Source organism: Streptomyces sp. NPDC003379 (assembly GCF_053589195.1).
This window is the reverse complement of the sequence record NZ_JBSFRK010000009.1, coordinates 198,241-215,245: the sequence shown is the minus strand read 5'-3', so window position 1 is coordinate 215,245 and position 17,005 is coordinate 198,241. Positions and strand designations below refer to the sequence as shown.

Annotated in this window: 7 protein-coding genes; all 7 read right to left on the bottom strand. The window is 73.9% G+C overall.

Features of this window, described 5'->3' with window-relative positions:
- Nucleotides 1–3,566 (bottom strand): AMP-binding protein (locus tag ACWDVB_RS11445; RefSeq protein WP_451512790.1); only part of this gene is annotated, 3,566 nt, incomplete at its 3' end.
- Nucleotides 3,563–8,728 carry an amino acid adenylation domain-containing protein gene (locus ACWDVB_RS11440; RefSeq protein ID WP_451512789.1) on the bottom strand — a complete coding sequence of 1,722 codons (5,166 nt, stop codon included), beginning with the start codon at nt 8,726–8,728 and terminating at the stop codon, nt 3,563–3,565. The genes ACWDVB_RS11445 and ACWDVB_RS11440, both read right to left, overlap by 4 nt.
- Before the next feature lie 38 nt (nt 8,729–8,766).
- Complete coding sequence (locus ACWDVB_RS11435; RefSeq protein ID WP_451512788.1) at nt 8,767–9,879, bottom strand: MupA/Atu3671 family FMN-dependent luciferase-like monooxygenase; 1,113 nt, start codon at nt 9,877–9,879, stop codon at nt 8,767–8,769.
- Nucleotides 9,864–13,853 carry an amino acid adenylation domain-containing protein gene (locus tag ACWDVB_RS11430; RefSeq protein ID WP_451512787.1) on the bottom strand — a complete coding sequence of 1,330 codons (3,990 nt, stop codon included), beginning with the start codon at nt 13,851–13,853 and terminating at the stop codon, nt 9,864–9,866. Before ACWDVB_RS11430 ends, ACWDVB_RS11435 begins: the two co-directional genes overlap by 16 nt.
- A complete protein-coding gene (locus ACWDVB_RS11425) occupies nt 13,846–15,243 on the bottom strand; it encodes an MFS transporter (protein ID WP_451611959.1) in 1,398 nt (465 codons plus the stop codon). The genes ACWDVB_RS11430 and ACWDVB_RS11425 overlap by 8 nt, the downstream gene beginning before the upstream one ends.
- Nucleotides 15,244–15,334: 91 nt before the next feature.
- A complete protein-coding gene (locus tag ACWDVB_RS11420) occupies nt 15,335–15,541 on the bottom strand; it encodes an MbtH family protein (RefSeq protein ID WP_451512914.1) in 207 nt (68 codons plus the stop codon).
- Between the two features lie 283 nt (nt 15,542–15,824).
- Nucleotides 15,825–16,988, bottom strand: a complete 1,164-nt coding sequence (gene ku, locus ACWDVB_RS11415) for a non-homologous end joining protein Ku (RefSeq protein WP_451512785.1) — start codon at nt 16,986–16,988, stop codon at nt 15,825–15,827.
- Nucleotides 16,989–17,005: the final 17 nt, after the last annotated feature.

The window sequence follows — 17,005 nt, the reverse complement described above, 5'->3', positions numbered from 1 at the left end:
GCTCGGGCCCAGCGGCCGTTCGCTGCTGCGCGGGCCGACAGGTCGTCCTCGACCGCCGCGACCGAGTGGCCGTCTTCCGCCACTGACGTCGACGGGGCCTCCTCCGCCGCTCGGGCCCAGCGGCCGTTCGCTGCTGCGCGGGCCGACAGGTCGTCCTCGACCGCCGCGACCGAGTGGCCGTCTTCCGCCACTGACGTCGACGGAGCCCCCTCCGCCGCTCGGGTTGGCAGGCCGTCCTCCTTCAGCACCACCCACGCCGCCAACCGCTTGCCGCCGTCCGGCGCGGGCCTCGCGGCGACCACCGCGCGGGTGACGCCGGGGCAGGTCATCAGTGCTGCCTCCACCTCCGCCGGTTCGACTCGGAAGCCGCGGATCTTGAGCTGGTCGTCGGCGCGGCCCGCGAATTCGAGGGTGCCGTCAGGGGTTCTGCGGGCCAGGTCGCCGGTGCGGTACATACGGGTGCCCGGGGTGCCGTGCGGATCGGGGACGAAGCGTTCGGCGGTGGCGGCGGGGCGGGCCAAGTAGCCATGGGCGAGTCCGGATCCGGCGATGTACACCTCGCCCACGCAGCCGTCCGGCACGGGGCGCAGGCGGGCGTCCAGGACGTGGACGCGGGTGCCGTCCAGCGGGCGGCCGATCGGCAGCGGGCCGCCGCTCGGGGCGGTGTGCGGGAGGTGGGGGGCCGGGTTGTGGGGGGCCGGGTTGTGGGGGGCCGGGTTGTGGGGGGTCGGGTTGTGGGGGGACATAACGCGCGGGGTCGTGGCCCGGTCGACCGGGGCGCCGGGGGCCAGGGCGCCGGGAGCCAGCGCACCGGTGACCGGAACGTGCTGGTCCGGGACTCCGTCGGCCGGGACTCCGTCGGCCAGGACTCCGTCGGCCAGGATTCCCTCAGCCGGGAGGTGGTGGGCCGAGACACCGGGCGCCGGAAGGCCGGTCGCCGGGGTGCCGTCGGCTGGGATGTCGGAGGCCGGGGCGTGGTGGACCCTGGTCCGGTGGGGCGGGATGACGTCGGTCGGTATGCCGGGGGCCGGGGCATCGTCGGCCGGGGCACCGGACACCGGGAGCCCGGACACCGGGAGCCCGGGCACCGGGACGCCTGGCACCGGGACGCCTGGCGCCGGGACACCGGGCGCCAGGACACCGGGCGCCGGGACACCGGGCGCCGGGATGCTGGGGCCCAGCACACCCGCAGCCGGAACGTAATGCGTCGTCGCGAAGACCGTCGTCTCCGTAGGGCCGTAGCCGTTGACGATCGCCGTGCCGGGGCAGTGTTCCCTCACGCGGCGCACCGCTTCGGGGTCGACGATGTCGCCGCCGGTCCACACCTCGCGCTGCCCGCGCAGCGACCGCGGTGCCAACTCCGCGACCGTGCGGAAGAGTTCCGCCGTGAGCCACAGCGCGGTGACACGCCGCTCGGGCAGCACCTTCGCCAGCAGGGCGGGGGTGACGGGCTCGTCGGGGCAGATCACCACCGTGCCGCCGTTCAGGAGCGGGACCCACACCTCGTACGTGGCGGCGTCGAACGTGTGCGGGCTGTGCAGCAGGACGCGGCTGTGCGCGTGCGCCGCACCCGGCTCGCCCCTCCCCCCGGGTCGGAAACGCGTGTCCCCGGCCAGTTCCACGATCGCCCGCTGCGGGACCACGACTCCCTTGGGCTCGCCGCTCGAACCGGATGTGTACATCACGCACGCCGGGGACTCGGGGTGCGGCGACACGGTGAGCCGTCCGGCCTCCGGTGAATCCCCGTGCACGGGCAGTCGGCGTACGTGCGCAGGTAGCCGCGCCGACGGCTCCCCCTCCGTCAGCACCAGCCGCGCCGACGCCCCGTCCAGCAGACGCGCCAGCCGCTCGGCCGGCTGCGCCTGGTCCAGGGGCAGCCAGCACGCCCCCGCCTTGAGCACCGCGAGCTGCGCGATGACCAGCGACGGCGAACGTCGTAGGAGCAGAGCCACCGTCGAGCCGGGCGTCACGCCCGCCGCGGTGAGGCGGCGGGCCAGGCGGTCCGACTCCTCGGCCAGTCGGGCGTACGTGAGGATGTTGTCGCCGTCGGCGCTCTCTACGGCTGGCGCGTCCGGCGTGCGCGCCGCCTGCTCGGCGAACCGTCCGGTCATGGTGGCGGGCCCGGCCGAGGGCGCCGTCCGCGCCGTCCGCGCCGTCCGCGTTCCGGCGGACCGTGCCAGCAGTTCGCGGTGCTCCTGCTCCGGGAGTACGTCGATCCGGTCCACCGGCGTCGCGGGGTCGCCCGCCAGCTGCTCGAACGCCCGCGCCACGCGTGCCGCGACCGCCGCCGCGGAGATGCCACGCCGGCAACCCACCGAGAGGAGCATCCGTTCGCCCGCGACGACGGCGAGCGTCACGGGGTAGTGCGTGGCATCCCGTACGTCCGTGACGCGGACGGTGTGCGGGCCGTCGTCCCGCGGGCCCCGCGCCGCCCCACGCGGGAAGTTCTCGAACGCGAGGACGGAGTCGAAGAGTTCGCCCGGCCCGGGACCATGTCCACGTCCCGTGCCGGGGATCGGGATCGCCATCCGTTGTACGTCCGTGAGCCGCACGTGGTGGTACGGGGCGAGGCCCCACTGCTCGTCCTGGATCCGGGTGAGCAGCTCCCCGACGGTCTCCCCGTCGCGCAGCCGGACCCGTACGGGCAGCGTGTTGATGAACAGGCCCACCATCTCGCCCGCACCGGGCAGATCGTGCGGGCGGCCCGAGACGACCCCGCCGAAGACCAGGTCCCGCCCGCCGGTCATCCGGGCGAGCACCAGGGTCCAGGCGGCCTGCGTCAGGGTGTTGAGCGTGACGCCCTCGGCGGCGGCGCGGCGAGCAAGGGCGGTGGTGAGCTCGGCGGTGAGGTGCAGGCGCACGGTATCGGGCTCGTCGGCGGAGTCGCCGCCCGTGTCGCCGCCCGCGTCGTCGCCCGGGGGCGCCGGGGCTGCCGGAGGTACCGGGGGTACGAGGGGTGCGGGGCGCTCCAGGCCCGCGAGTGCCTCGCGCCAGGCCGCCTCGGCGCGGCCCTGGTCCTGGCGGCTCAGCCACAGCGCGTACTGCCGGTAGGGCACGGCGGGCGGCAGCGTCCTGCCGGTGACCAGGGCCGCGAGGTCGCGTTCCAGGACCGGGACCGACCAGCCGTCGAGCAGGATGTGGTGGAAGGAGAGGACGAGTTCGCTGCCGGTGTCGTGCCGTATGAACAGGGCGCGGAGGGCCGGCGGGCGCGCCAGGTCGAAGCGGCGGGTACGGTCGGCGGCCAGCAACTGGGCGGTGGCCGCGTCCACTTCGGCCGGTGCCCGCCCGGTCAGGTCGGCCTCCCTCCACGGCACGGCGACCTCGTGCGGGATCACCTGTACGGGCCGGTCGAGACGTTCGTACCGGAAGCAGGCCCGCAGATTGGGATGCCGCTCCATGAGGGCGCCGAGCGCGGCCCGTACTGTCTCGGGCCTGATCGCGTGGCCGATGTGGAAGCGGGCCTGGACGAGGTAGGGGTCGGGGCCATCAGAGTCCCGTACGGCGTGAAAGAGCAGCCCTTCCTGGACCGGGGTGAGCGGCAGAACGTCCGCGATACGCCCGTTCATCGCCCACCCTCCGGCTCCGCCGCCGGGTCGGGAAGGTCCGCTGGGCCGGGTAGGTCGGCTGGGCCCGAGAGGCTGCCCCGCGCAGGGAGACCCCCCGGACCCGCAAGGCCCGCCAGACGAGAGAGCCCGACCCCATCGCCGGGGCTCGCCTCGTGGAGACCTGCCCGGCCAGGCACATCCGCCGGGCCAGGAAGGTCCGCCGGGCCCGAGAGGCTGCCCCGCGCAGGGAGATCCCCCGGGCCAGCAAGGTCCGCCAGGCCAGGGAGTCCGACCCCGTCGTCGGGGCTCGCCTCGTGGGGACTCGCCCCGTCGGGAAGACCCCCGGGCTCAGCAAGACCCGCCAAGTCCCCCTCCAGCATCGCCAGCTGCTCCATCGAGAGGCCCACCAGTGGGAAGTCCGACGGCGTGGCGCCGACCGGACCGCCTCTCTCCGTCTCCCGCGCCAGTACGGCGATCGCATCCCGCCACAGTCGGGCGAACTCCCGTACCTCCGACTCCGCGAGGACCCCTTCCGCGTACGAGAAGGTCGCTTCGAGGCACAGCCCACCGTCCTCACCCTCCTTGGCGAGGGCGTCGATCTCCACCGCGTGGGCTAGCGGGACCGCGTCGGGGCCGGCCGCGAGGAGTTCGCCGCCCGCCGCGTCCTCGGAGGTGAAGCGGCCGAGGTAGTTGAAACGTACGTCGGGTGTGGGGAGTTCGGCGAGGAGCGGGGCCGTCTTCGGGTTGAGGTGGCGCAGGAGTCCCCAGCCGATGCCCCCGTTCGGCACGGACCGCAGCCGCTCCTTCACGGCCTTGAGCGCCTCGGCGCCCCCCTCCTGTCCCAGGTCGAGCAGGACCGGGTACTGCGTCGTGAACCAGCCGACCGTGCGGGACACGTCCGCAGGCGCGGACAACGCCTCCCTGCCGTGTCCTTCCAGATGTACGAGCAGGCCGGTGCCCGAACCCCGGTGGCGTACGGCGGCTGAGGCGAGCGCGGTGAGCAGTACCGCGTCGGGGCCGCAGTTGAAGGCGGCGGGCAGCGTGGTGAGTGCGGCCTCGGTGAGGTCGGCCGGGAGGTCCACGGTGAGGGTCGCGCGGCGGGCGCCCGCACCCCGCCCCGTCGTCGCGGTGACGAACCTGGACTCCTCCGGCTCCGACGCCGACACACTCGCCTGCCACCACGGCAGTTCCGCCTCCAGCTCCGGGCTCATCGCTGCCTCGGCGAGCAGCCCGGCCCAGCGGTGGAAGGAGGTGCCGGGGGCCGGGGTCACGGTCACGGCGCCCCCGCCCCCGCCCCCGCCGTCGCCCGATAGCGCTGCGGCCAGTTCCGGGCCGATGATCCGCCATGAAACGCCGTCGACCGCCAGGTGGTGCAGGGTCAGGAGCAGCAGGCCCCGCCGACCCGGCCCGGCGTCGAGCCAGACGGCGCGCAGCATCTCTCCGTCCTCGGGGGCGAGGCGGGTTTTACGTGCCAACTCCCGTGCTGTGCCGAGCGCTTCGGTCTCGTCGGTGACCTCGACCCGTACGAGTCCGGCTGCCCCGGGCGGAGCCTCCTGCGTCACCTCGATCTCCAGCTCCGACGCCAGCAGCCGCATCCGCAGCGCCCCGTGCCGCTCCGTGAGCGCGCGCACCGCGGCCTCGATCCGCTCCCGGTCCGTGCCGGGCGGCACGGGGAACGCCATCGACTGGGTGAACGCCCAGGTGTCGCCGCCCTGTTCGAGCCACCACCGCATCATGGGCGTGAGCGGGAAGCGGCCGACGCCGGTGTCCGAGGCGTCCGGGCCGCCCTCGGCGGTCGCCGACCGCGCGTGGACGGCCAGCTGTGCGGGCGTACGCAGGGTGAACACGTCGCGCGGGGCGAGGACGAGTCCGGCCGCCGACGCCTGTCCGGCGAGCTGGATGGCCATGATGCTGTCGCCGCCGAGCCGGAAGAAGTCGTCGTCGGCGCCGATCTCTTCGGCACCGAGGACCTGGGCGAAGAGGCCACACAGTTCTCGTTCGCGGGTAGAGGCGGGTGCCCGCGTCGATGAGCGGGGCCGGGGTGCGGGCAGGGCCGTACGGTCGAGTTTTCCGCTGGGAGTGAGGGGGAGTTCGGGCAGCTGCACTATGTCCGAGGGCACCATGTGTGCGGGCAGCCGGGTGGCGGCGTAGGCGAGGAGTTCGTTCGGGTCGAGGGTGTGTGTTCCGGGGGCGGGCACGGCGTAGGCGATCAGTTGTGGCCTGCTGCGGTGACTGCCGCTGTGGCTGCTGTGACGGCCGTGGCTGCTGTGGCGGCTGTGGCGGCTGTGGGTGTCGTCGCCGTCCTCGCTGCCGTCCTCCCCGCCGTCCTCGCGTATGACCGCGACCGCCCGCGCCACCGCGGGGTGCTCGGTGAGGGCCGCGGCGACCTCGCCCGGTTCGATGCGCAGGCCGCGCAGCTTGACCTGCTCGTCGGTGCGGCCCAGGTAGTGAAGGGTGCCGTCGTCGTCGCGGTACGCCAGGTCGCCGGTGCGGTACATGCGGGAGCCGGGGGTGCCGTAGGGGTCGGCGACGAAGCGTTCGGCGGTGGCGGCGGGCCGGTTCAGGTAGCCGCGGGCCAGACCCGCCGAGGCGAGGTAGAGCTCGCCCGCGACTCCGGTGGGCACGGGGCGCAGCCGCGCGTCGAGGACGTACGCGGTGGTGCCCGCGACGGGGGTGCCGATGGGCGGGGCGGTGCCGTCGCCGGTCAGCGGGCCGGAGAGGGTGGCGGCGACGGTGGCCTCGGTGGGCCCGTACGCGTTGTGGAAGCGGCGCCCGCCGACGGCCCAGCGGGCCACGAGCGCGGGCGGGCAGGCCTCGGCGCCGACCGCGAGCGCGCGCAGCGCCGGGTAGGGGCCCTCGGGCACGGTCGCGAGGACGGACGGCGGCACCATCGCGCAGGAGATCCGCCGCTCGGTGAGGACGCGGCCCAGGCCGTCCCCGGCGAGCGGGCCCGGCGGTGGCACGACGAGGGTGCCGCCGGGCCCGAAGGCCATGCACATCTCGGCGACGGAGATGTCGAACGCCGGTGAGCCGAGCAGCAGGACCCGGGACCCGGCGTCCAGCGCGAAGCGGTCCACAAGGCTGTGGACGAGCGCGGCGACCCCGGCGTGGGTGACGACGACGCCCTTGGGGGTGCCGGTGGAGCCGGAGGTGTGGATGACGTAGGCGGCGTGGGTGGGCGGGTGGGGTGCGGGGCTGAGGGGCGCGGGGGCGAGGGGTGCGGGGGCGAGGGGCGTGGGGGTGAGGGGCGTGGGGGTGAGGGGCTCGGGCGCCAGGGACTCCCCCGCATACACGCCCTCGTCCAGGACCAGCCACGGCAGGTCGGTCCGCGGCAGCACCCCGGCGGTGGCCGTCCGCGTGTCCGTGATGAGAAGTACCGGTGCCGCGTCGTCGAGCGTGCGGCGGACGCGTTCCGTCGGGTAGTCCGGGTCGACCGGCAGATAGGCGGCCCCGGTCCGCTGCACGGCGAGCGCGGCCACCGGGAGGTCCGCGCCGCGCCCGACGGCGAGCGCGACGGTCCGCCCCGGTCCCGCCCCGTGGCGGGTGAGCACCTCGGCCAACCGCTCGACCCGCGCGGCGAGTTCGGCGTACGTCAGACTCAGCCCGTCCGCTTCCAGGGCGGGCGCGTCGGGGGTCCGGGCGGCGTGCCGGGCGACCATGTCCGGAAGGGACTCGGCCGCGGGCGCGGCCGGGCCCCGCGCCAGGGCGAGCAGGCGGCGGCGTTCGGCCTCGGGGACCACGTCGAGGTCCCGCAGGAGGGCGGCCGGGTCGGCGGCGACCTGCTTGAGCAGATGCAGGTAACTGTCCGCCCAGCGGATCACCGCCTCGGGCGAGAACAGGTCCGTACGGATCTCGAAGCTGCCGTCCATGCCGTCGCCGCTGTCCCGTACGACACCCACGAGGTCGTGCTCGCCGCCGGTGTGGATGCGCTCGGGCTCGGCGAACTCCCGTACGGCGGAGACGCTCGGCTGCTCCGTGAGGTGCATGAACACCCACTGGAAGAGAGGGGAGCGGCCCGCGCTGCGTTCGGGAGCGGCGGCCGAGACGATGCGGCCCACCGGCAGGTCGGCGCCCGCCATCAGGGCGGGGAAGTCCGTGCCGAACCGGGCCAGGACGTCGGCGAAGGAGTCGTCTTCGGCGATGCGCCAGCGGGTCGGCACGGCGTTCATCACGTATCCGATGACGTGTTCGAGGCCCTTGGTAGAGCGGTTGGCTACCGGCGTGCCGATGACCAGGTCGTCGGCGCCGGACACGCGGTGCGCGAGGACCGCGAAGGCCGTCATGAGGACGACGTACACGGACGCGCCCCGCTCGCGGGCCAGCGCGCGGACGGCCCGTGTGGTGTCGGCGTCGACGCGGAAGCGGATCTGCACGATGCCGTCCTCGCCGTCGGTCGACGGGCTGTCGGTCTCCGGGCTGCCGGTCTCCGGGCTGCCGTGGCCCGGCACCGTCAGCGGACCCGGCGGGTCGGCCAGGTACCGGCGCCAGAAGTCGAGACGCGCGTCGAAAACCCCGGCGGCCTCCAACTCGCCCTGCCAGGAGGCAAAGTCCGCGTACTGGACGGTGGGCCGGGCCAGCTTCGGCTCGGTGCCGTCGCGCACGGCGCGGTACGCCTCGGCGAACTCGCTCTGCAGGACGTCGAAGGACCACCAGTCGGTGATGATGTGGTGCAGGCTCAGCATCAGCGTCGTACGCGTGTCGTCGACGCGCACGAAGCGGCCCCGGATCAGCCGCTCCGCCGTGAGGTCGAACGGGCGGCGGCGGAAGGCCCGGAAGGCCTCCTCGATGGTGGTGCCCGTGCCGCGCAGGTCCTCGCGCTCCAGTACGAAGGGACCCTCGTCGGGGAAGTCGACGCGCGGGTCGTCCGCCGTGCCGGAGATGCGGGTGCGCAGGATGTCGTGGTGGGCCTGGATGAGGGTGAGCGCGGCCTCCAGGTGGGCCGGGTCGACGGACACGCCTGCGTCGTCGAAGTGGTAGGCGCAGCAGAGGTTGAGGGCCGGAGTACCGGGATACAGCGACTCGTACACCCACAGGTCCCGCTGGGCGGGGCTCAGCGGCACGGTGCCGCCGGCGTCGCGGGGCGGCACGACCGCGGGAATCTCCCGGGCGCGGCCCGCGTCGACGAGGCGGCGCATCAGCCGTATCCGCTGTTCACCGCTGAGGGCGCTGAAGCGGTCTGCCATGGAGGGCTGGTGCGGGGTCGTGGAAGGCTGGTTCGGGGTCACAGTGCGGCGGCCTCTCTCAGCTCGGCGAGGCGGTGCAGCCCCGCGAGTACTTCGTCCCGTCCGATGCCGAAGTCGATGAAACAGGCCACCTCGTCGCAGCCCAGGTCGCGCAGGTCGGCGAGCATCTTGGCGCAGGTGCCGGGCGAGCCGAGGAGGCTGCCCCAGGTCAGATAGCGCTGGAAGGCGAACTCGGCGAGCATCGCCGTCTGTTCGCCGGTCAGCTCCGCGCCCTCGCGCGCCCCGGCGGCGCGGTTGGCGGCGGTCTGCCGCAGATACGAGGCGAGGTACGACTTGAGGGGCGCGGCGGCCAGGCGCCGCACCTCCGCGTCGTCCGCGCCGACGTACGTGTGTGCCATCAGCGTCACGCGGCCGTGCGCGTCGGTGCCCGCCTGGTCGGGGGCGGCGGCGCAGGCGGCGCGGTAGCGGGCGATCTTCTCGGCCAGCTCGTCCCTGCTCTGCCCGACGGTCGCGCCGAGCACTCCGGCGCGCAGGCGCCCGGCGGCCTCCCAGGTCTCGGGGTTGCCGGAGGTGGTGATCCACAGCGGCAACTCCCGCTGCACGGGCCGGGGTTGCGAGACGACGCCGACGGGCTGCCCGGTGCCGTCCGGATAGGTGGCCGCCTCGCCCGCCCACAAGCGCCGCAGCTCCGGGATGGCCCGAAGGGTCCGCTCGCGGCGGTCCTCGTAGTGGTCCGGGGCCAGGGTGAAGTCGGTGGAGTGCCAGCCGGTGGCGACGGAGATCCCGGCCCGGCCGTGCGAGAGGTTGTCGACGACCGCCCAGTCCTCGGCGACCTTCAGCGGGTGGTGCAGCGGCAGTACGACGCTGCCCGCGCGGATGTGGATGCGCTCGGTGGCGACGGCGAGGGCCGCGCTGAGCACGGGCGGGCTGGGGAAGACCTGGCCCACCTGCTGGAAGTGGCGCTCGGGGGTCCAGATGGCGTGGAAACCGAGGCGGTCGGCGGTACGGGCGACGGTGAGGATGTCGTCGTATGTCTGTGAGTGGGGGGTGGCGCGGTCCGCGTTGACCGCACCGGCTGCACCGCCTGTACTGACTGCACCGCCTGCGCTGTCCGCGCTGTCCGCGCCGAAGAACATCACGCTGAGGTCCACGGCCTCTCCTCCTGTTTCTTGCCGAGGTGGCTCTGCTGTTCCTGTCGGCGGGGCACGCGTGGCCGCCGTGGGATGGGGGCGGGGGCGGGGCCTGCGGTCACGGGCGCCCGGGCCAGTTCGGTGGCGAGGGCGGCGACGGTCGGGGCGGCGAAGAGCTGTGCGGCCGTCACGGTTCGTGTGTCGGTGGTGAGGCGGGCCGCGACCCGTAGCGCGCGCAGTGAGTTGCCGCCGAGGGCGAAGAAGTCGTCGTCCCGCCCGATGCCGTCCGGCACGCCGAGGACGTCGCGCCAGACGGCGGTGATGTCGCGCTCCAGCGGGGTGACGGGGCCGGCTGCGGCCACGTCGCTACCCCTGTCCCCGTCCCCGTCCCTGCCCCCGCCCCTGCCCCTGCCCCTGTCGCTGTCGTCCGCGCGGCGCGGGGGCCCGGTGGGGACGAGTGCGGACAGTGGTGTGTCCGGTGCGGCGGCCGCTGCCTCCAGGGCCTGGGGCAGCGCGTCCGCGAGCCACTCCACGAAGGGCTCCTCCAGGGAGTCGACGCGGTACTCGAAGGTCATCGTCAGGCCCTCGGGGGCCCCGCCGGGTCCGACGGCGTCGGTGACGTCGACGAGCAGCTCGAAGCGGGCCTCGCCGGTACGCACCACCTCGACTCCGGCGTCGGCGCCGGGCAGGTCCACGTCGGCGCGCGCGTTGTTCTGCAGGGCGAGGACGACGTCGGTGAACGGCTGCCGGCCCCGCGTACGCGGCGGATTCAGCTCGCCCACCACATGCTCGAACGGCACGTCCTGGTGGGCGAAGGCGCCGAGGTCCGCCTCCCGGACGCGGGCGAGCAGCTGCCGCGCGCTCGGGTCGCCGGAGACGTCGGTGCGCAGCACGAGCATGTTCACGAAGAACCCGACGGCGTCCTCCACACTGCCGTCCCCCGCGCGCCCCGCCACCGGCGCGCCGATCGCCAGATCCTCGCCCGCGCCCGCCCGCGCGAGGACGCCGGCGAGTGCGGTGTGCAGAGCCATGAAGAGGGTGGCGCCCTGAGCGCGGGCGGCGTCGACGACGCGAGCGTGGACGGCCGCGTCGAGCCGACGCACCACGGTCGCGGCGACGGACCCCGGCACGGCGGGCCGGTCCGAACGCCGGGGAAGCAGAGGCCCGTCGGGTCCGACGCCTCGCAGGGTCCGCTTCCAGTAGTCGAGTTGGCGGGCGGCGAGGGACGAGGGGTCGGCGGGCGAGCCGAGACGGGCTGCCTGGCGGCGGGCATGTTCGGCGTAGGTGAGGGGCAGGGGCGGCAGCGTTCCCGGGCCGGCGGGGCCTGCTGCGGCCAGGGCGTCGAGGGACGCGTCATCGACGGGCGCAGCGGACGAGCCGAGGTCGTCCGCCGAACGGCGGGCCTGCCCGACGTAATCGCTGGGCAGGGGCGCCAGCAGCCCCGAGACGGCGGAGCCTCCCGCAGTCCGAGCGGACCCTGCGTCGTCGCGGGCAGCGGACGCGCCGAGGTCATCCGCCGAACGGCGAGCCTGCCCGACGTAACCGCTGGGCAGGGGCGCCAGCGGCCCCGAGACGGCGGAGCCTCCCGCAGTCCGAGCGGCGAGGGACGCGGGGGCGGCGGGCGGACCGGAGCGGGGTGCCTGGCGGCGGGCCTGCTCGGCATCCGTGATGGGCAAAGGCGGCAGCGTTTCCGAGACGGCCGTGCCCGCCCCCGCGGTCCGTGCCGCGTACGCGCGTGACAGGTCGCGGAAGAGTGGTGCGAGGGACCAGCCGTCCCCGGCGATGTGGTGGACCAGGACGAGCAGGGCGTGCTCGTCGGGTCGCTCGTGGGTGCTGAACAGCGCGCCTCGCAGGGGCAGTTCGCGGCGCAGGTCGAAGTGGTGCCGGGAGGCGTCCTCGACCGCCGTTGGCAGATCGGCCCGCGGCACCGTGCGGTGCCGGAACGGTGGCCTGGCCTCGGTGCCGCTCAGTACGCGCCGCACCGGAGCGCCGTCCACCTCGTCGAAGACGGTACGGAGCACCTCGTGCCGGACGGCGACGTCCGCGAGGGCGTCCCCCAGGGCGTCCGGGTCGACCGCGCCGCGCAGCCGCACCAGCATGGGCAGGTTGTACGCGACTCCGGCGCCGAGCCGGTCCAGGAACCACAGCCGGTGCTGGGCGTGGGAGACGGGCAGCGGGGCGGCGGTGGCGAGCGGCGAAGGGGCCGCGGGCCGCGGGGACTTGTCGGCGGCGGCGGCGTCGACGTACGGTGCCAGCCCCGCCGGGGTGGCCGCCGTGAAGAGCGTACGAAGGTCGAGTTCGGCGCCCAGCGTCGCGTGGACGCGGCCGAGGACCCGCGCCGCCAGCAAGGAGTGGCCGCCCAAGCCGAAGAAGTCGTCGTGCGGGCCGACCGACGCGACGCCGAGGACATCGGCGAACAGGGTGCACAGGGCGCGGACCGTCCCGCTCTCCGCGTCGTCGACGTCGGTTGCGCGCGGTGCCGGGGTCTCGGCCCGGAGCGACGGCTTCGGGAGCGCCGCCCGGTCCAGTTTGCCGTTGGCCGTCAGCGGCAGCGCGTCCAGCGGGACGAAGGCCGCGGGCACCAGGAAGTCGGCGAGTTCGCGTTCCGCGTGGGCGCGCAATTCGGCTTCAGAGACGGCCTGTTCGCTTCGGGCCGTAGGGACCACGTACGCGACCAGTTGCCGCTCGCCGTCCGCCTCCGCGCGGGTCGCCACCACGGCGGCGCGGTCGACTCCGGGGTGGCGGGCCAGCGCGGTCTCGACCTCGCCCGGTTCCACCCGGAAGCCCCGGATCTTCACCTGGCCGTCGGCCCTGCCCAGGTACTCGAAGGTCCCGTCGGCCCTTCGCCGCGCCAAGTCGCCGGTGCGGTAGACGCGTTCACCCGCGGCCTCGGCGCCGGTGCCGGGCGGCGCCGCCACGAACCGCTCCGCCGTCAGCGACGCGTCGCAGTAGCCGCGCGCGACGCCCGCCCCGGCGGCGTACAGCTCACCGGTGACGCCGTCCGCGACCGGCCGCAGCCGCTCGTCGAGCACGTACAGCCGCTTGCCCGCCAGCGGGCGGCCGATCGGTATCGGACCGTCTCCGCGTGCGTCCTCCGGGGTGACGTGGTGGACGGTGAGGAAGACCATGCACTCGACGGGGCCGTAGCCGTTGGTGATCCGCAGGCCCGGCTCGCGCTCCAGGGCGCGGGCCACGTGCGGGGGCGACAGCGTCTCGCCGCCGACGACCAGTTCGCGAAGCCCGGCGATCGCGCGCGGATACTCGTCGACGATGACGTTGAACAGGGACGCGGACAGGTACATGGACGTGACGCCGTACGCGGCGACGAGCCTCGCGATCACGACCGGGTCGGGGCGGCGCCCCGGATGCAGGACGCACGTCCCGCCGCCCAGCAGCGGCCCCCACAGCTCCAGCGCGAACGCGTCCCACGACACGGGCGCGCTCTGCACCCACACCGAGCCGGGACCGAAGGAGGCGAAGTCCTGGCCGGTCAGCGTGGCGGTGACGGCGCGGTGCGGTGCGACGATGCCCTTGGGCCGCCCCGTCGACCCGGAGGTGAACATCACGCAGGCCACGTCATCGGGCGCCACCCGCACCGCCCCGCGCGCCAAGGGCCGCGCGCGTGCGGCGTCCTCGACGTACACCACTGGCACGCCCGCATCCCCCACGGGCCCGCCCGCAGCACGCCCCGCCAACACCACCGCCACCCCCGCGTCCGCCGCCATCCCCCGCAGCCGTCCCGCCGGGAAGCCGGGGTCCAGCATCACGTAGCCCGCCCCCGCCTTCAGCGTGCCGAGGACCGCCACCGCCAGCTCCACGGAGCGCTCCAGGTACACCCCGACGGTGGCGCCGCGCGTCACGCCGCGCGCCGCGAGGAGGCCCGCCAACCGGGCGGCCCGGGCGTCCAGTTCGGCGTACGTCAGCCGTTCACCCTCGTACACCACCGCTGTCGCGTCAGGCGTACGTCCCGCCCACTCCTCGAAGAGCTCATGCACGCACCGCGTCATCCTTCTCACCGCCCTTGCCACTCTTGACGCCTTTGACGCCCTTGTCGCCCTTGTCGCCCTTGCGCTCGGTCTCGTCGCCATCGCCATCGCCACCGTCGACATCGGCGTCGATGTCCGGCAGCAGTACGTCGATGTCCCTGATGGAGCGGCTCGCCAGGCCCCACAGTGCGACCGCGAGGCCCGCGACGCCGGCGAGGAGGAGCATCCCCGCCATGCCGCTGCCCGGCGCGTCGCCCAACAGGGGGCCGAGGAGTACGAAGACGCCGGCCCCGTCCGCGGCCTGCGGCTCGAAGAGGCCGTCGGCGAGCGGCCCGGAGACGGCCGTGGCCAGCGGTACGGAGATCTGCGACAGGAACATGACGGCGCCGAAGACCCGGCCCTGCCACTCCTGGGGGACCTTGGTCTGCACGATCGCCTGCATCGAGGCGTTGACGAGCGTCATGAGCAGCGCGCCGACCAGGATGGCCGCGCACCAGCCGGCGACCCCGCCGACCAGGGCCATCCCGATCTGCGCCGACAGGCACATGCCGACGATGCCGAGCATCATGCCCCGGCCCCGGTTCTTCGGGCCGCCCCAGGCCGCCATCAGCAGACCGCCGACGACTCCGCCGACGCCGATCGCGCTGTTGACGGCGGCGAGCGCGCCGTTGCCGGACTTGAGCAGGACCATCGGCTGGATGACGGCGAAGCCGAAGACCATGACGAGGTTGACCGTGCAGAAGTTCACGGTCATGTCGCGCAGGCTCGCCTGCCGGAAGAGGTAGCGCAGCCCTTCCACGGCCTCCGCGACGATCTTGGAGCGGGGCGCGCCCGCGCCCTCGGGGACCTTGTCGCCCCTCATCCGTACGACGCGTACGCCGATGAGCGCGAAGGCGTAGCTCACCAGGTCGATGACGAGGACGGCACCGATCCCGGAGACGGCGACCATGACGCCGCCGAGCGCCGGGCCGCAGATCCCCGCGGCGCTCCTCGCTCCGGCCAGCAGGCCGTTGGCGCGGCCCAGTTGGTCCTTGCGCACCAGGAGGGGTACGGCGGCGGTGAGCGCGGGCAGCTGGAAGGCGGCGCTGACGCCGAGGAGGACGGTGGCCGGGTAGACCTGCCACGGTTCCAGGCCGCCGCCGAAGAAGTGCACGGCGGCGAGGAGACCGACGGTGAGGAATCCGCCCGCGTCGGCGATCTGGAGGGCGGAACGTTTGCGGATGCGGTCGATTATCGCGCCCGCGAACGGGCTGAACAGCGCCTGCGGAAGCAGGGCGCAGAGAGACAGCGCGGTGACGGCGGTGGCCTGCTCCCCGGTGGACCAGACCTCGATAATGAAAGCGAATCTGAGAACGGCGCTTCCGACCAGTGATACGGCCTGTCCGGACCACACGAGCATCAAGGGACCCGCACCGCTGAAGCGGCCCACCCCCTCTTTTCCGTCCCCCCGCGACGCCGCTTTTCCCTCTGCCCTTTCGCGGTCGGTCACGTCAGGAGCCGGATATCAGGCTCGCCGGACGCATGTCCGTCCAGTGCTCCTCCACGTAGGCCAGGGAATCGGCCCGTGAACTCGCCTCTTGTACGACGGTCCAGCCGGACGGGGTGTCGAGCCCGGCGGGCCAGAGGGTGTGCTGATTCTCGTGGTTCACGAGTACCAGATATTCCGCACCATCATCTTCAAATGGATTAGTGGCCATATACCTAAACCCTCCGGAAATCCTAAAGAATCCCATTGTGTCCGCAGAGATCATTGCGCGGAGGGTCTAATTCCATCAAGCGATTGTGACATCTATCACAGGTCACAAAAGGGCGAGAGGGTGCGGTTTGACCGTATTCAGTTGAGGACTTTATGCGGCTCGCTCTCGTAGTTGTCCTCGGCGGCCCTCTCGGCGCGGCGGCCGAGCTTTGCAATTTGCCGTGCCGCGTCAACCGCCAACCGCCAACCGTCAACCACGCGAGTGGCGGGCATTCGGCGCCGATTCACGCGGACGCCCGGCGCTTCGCCGTCGCCTTCTTCGCCGGCGCCGCCTTCTTCTGGGTCGTCTTCCGGGTCGTCTTCTGGGCCGCCGACCTGCCCGTCGCCGCCTTGCCCGCGGCCGGCTTGCGGGCCGTCGACGTGGACTTCGTCGCCGTCCTCTTGGCGGGGGCGTCCTTCTTCTTCGCCGAGGCCGACGTCGACTTCTTGCCGCCGACCTGCTTGGGGGCGGCGGGGGACGACTTGCGCGCCGAGCCCGAGCCCGACGCCGACGCCGACGCCGACGCCGACTTCGCGCGGCGGGCGCCGAGTTGCGTGACCTCCGCCTCCGTGCCGCCCTCTTCACCCTGGACGCCCGCGTCGGACTCGCCGGACCCGCCGGACTCGCCCCGGGCCGTGCGGGCCGCGCGAACGCTGTTCTCCAGCGCGGCCATCAGGTCGATGACCTTGCCACCGCCCGCCTCCGCGGCGGGGGCCTGCTCCACGGGAGTGCCGCCCTGGACCTTCGCGGCGATCAGCTCCTCCACCGCCGAGCGGTAGTCGTCATGGAGTGTGGACATGTCGACCTCGCCGAGCGTGTCCATCAGGGCGTCCGCCAGGTCGAGTTCGGCGTCGCGGACCGTGACGTCGGAGTCGGGCGCCACCCCCTCGGGCTGCCGGATCTCGTCCGGCCACAGCAGCCCGTGCATCGCGATCACGTCGTCGACCACACGCAGCATGCCGAGCCGCTCCCGCCCCCGGAGCGCGTACTTCGCGATGGCCACCCGCCGGCTCCGCTTCAGCGCCTCGCGCAGCAGCGTGTAGGGCTTGGCGGCGGGGACGCCGTTCGCCGAGAGGTAGTACGCCGCGTCGATCTGGAGCGGGTCGATGCGGTCCGCGGGGACGAAGGCGACGATCTCGATCGTCCTGGCCGTCGGGATGGGCAGCGCGGCCAGGTCCTGGTCCGTGATGGGGATGATCGAGCCGTCCGCGTCCTCGTAGCCCTTGCCGATCTCCGCCGAGGTCACCTCGCGCTCCTCCAGCTCGCACACCTTGCGGTAGCGGATCCGGCCGCCGTCCTCGGTGTGGATCTGACGGAAGGAGATCGAGTGGTTCTCGGTGGCGTTGACGAGCTTGATCGGGATGCTGACCAGGCCGAAGGAGATCGCACCGTTCCATATGGATCGCACGTCCGGGACCTCTCGCT

Excerpts from the sequence above, each read along its gene's own strand:
- ACWDVB_RS11425 (WP_451611959.1), bottom strand. The coding sequence starts at position 15,243 with ATGCTCGTGTGGTCCGGACAGGCCGTATCACTGGTCGGAAGCGCCGTT.
- ACWDVB_RS11420 (WP_451512914.1), bottom strand. The coding sequence starts at position 15,541 with ATGGCCACTAATCCATTTGAAGATGATGGTGCGGAATATCTGGTACTC.
- ACWDVB_RS11440 (WP_451512789.1), bottom strand. The coding sequence starts at position 8,728 with ATGGCAGACCGCTTCAGCGCCCTCAGCGGTGAACAGCGGATACGGCTG.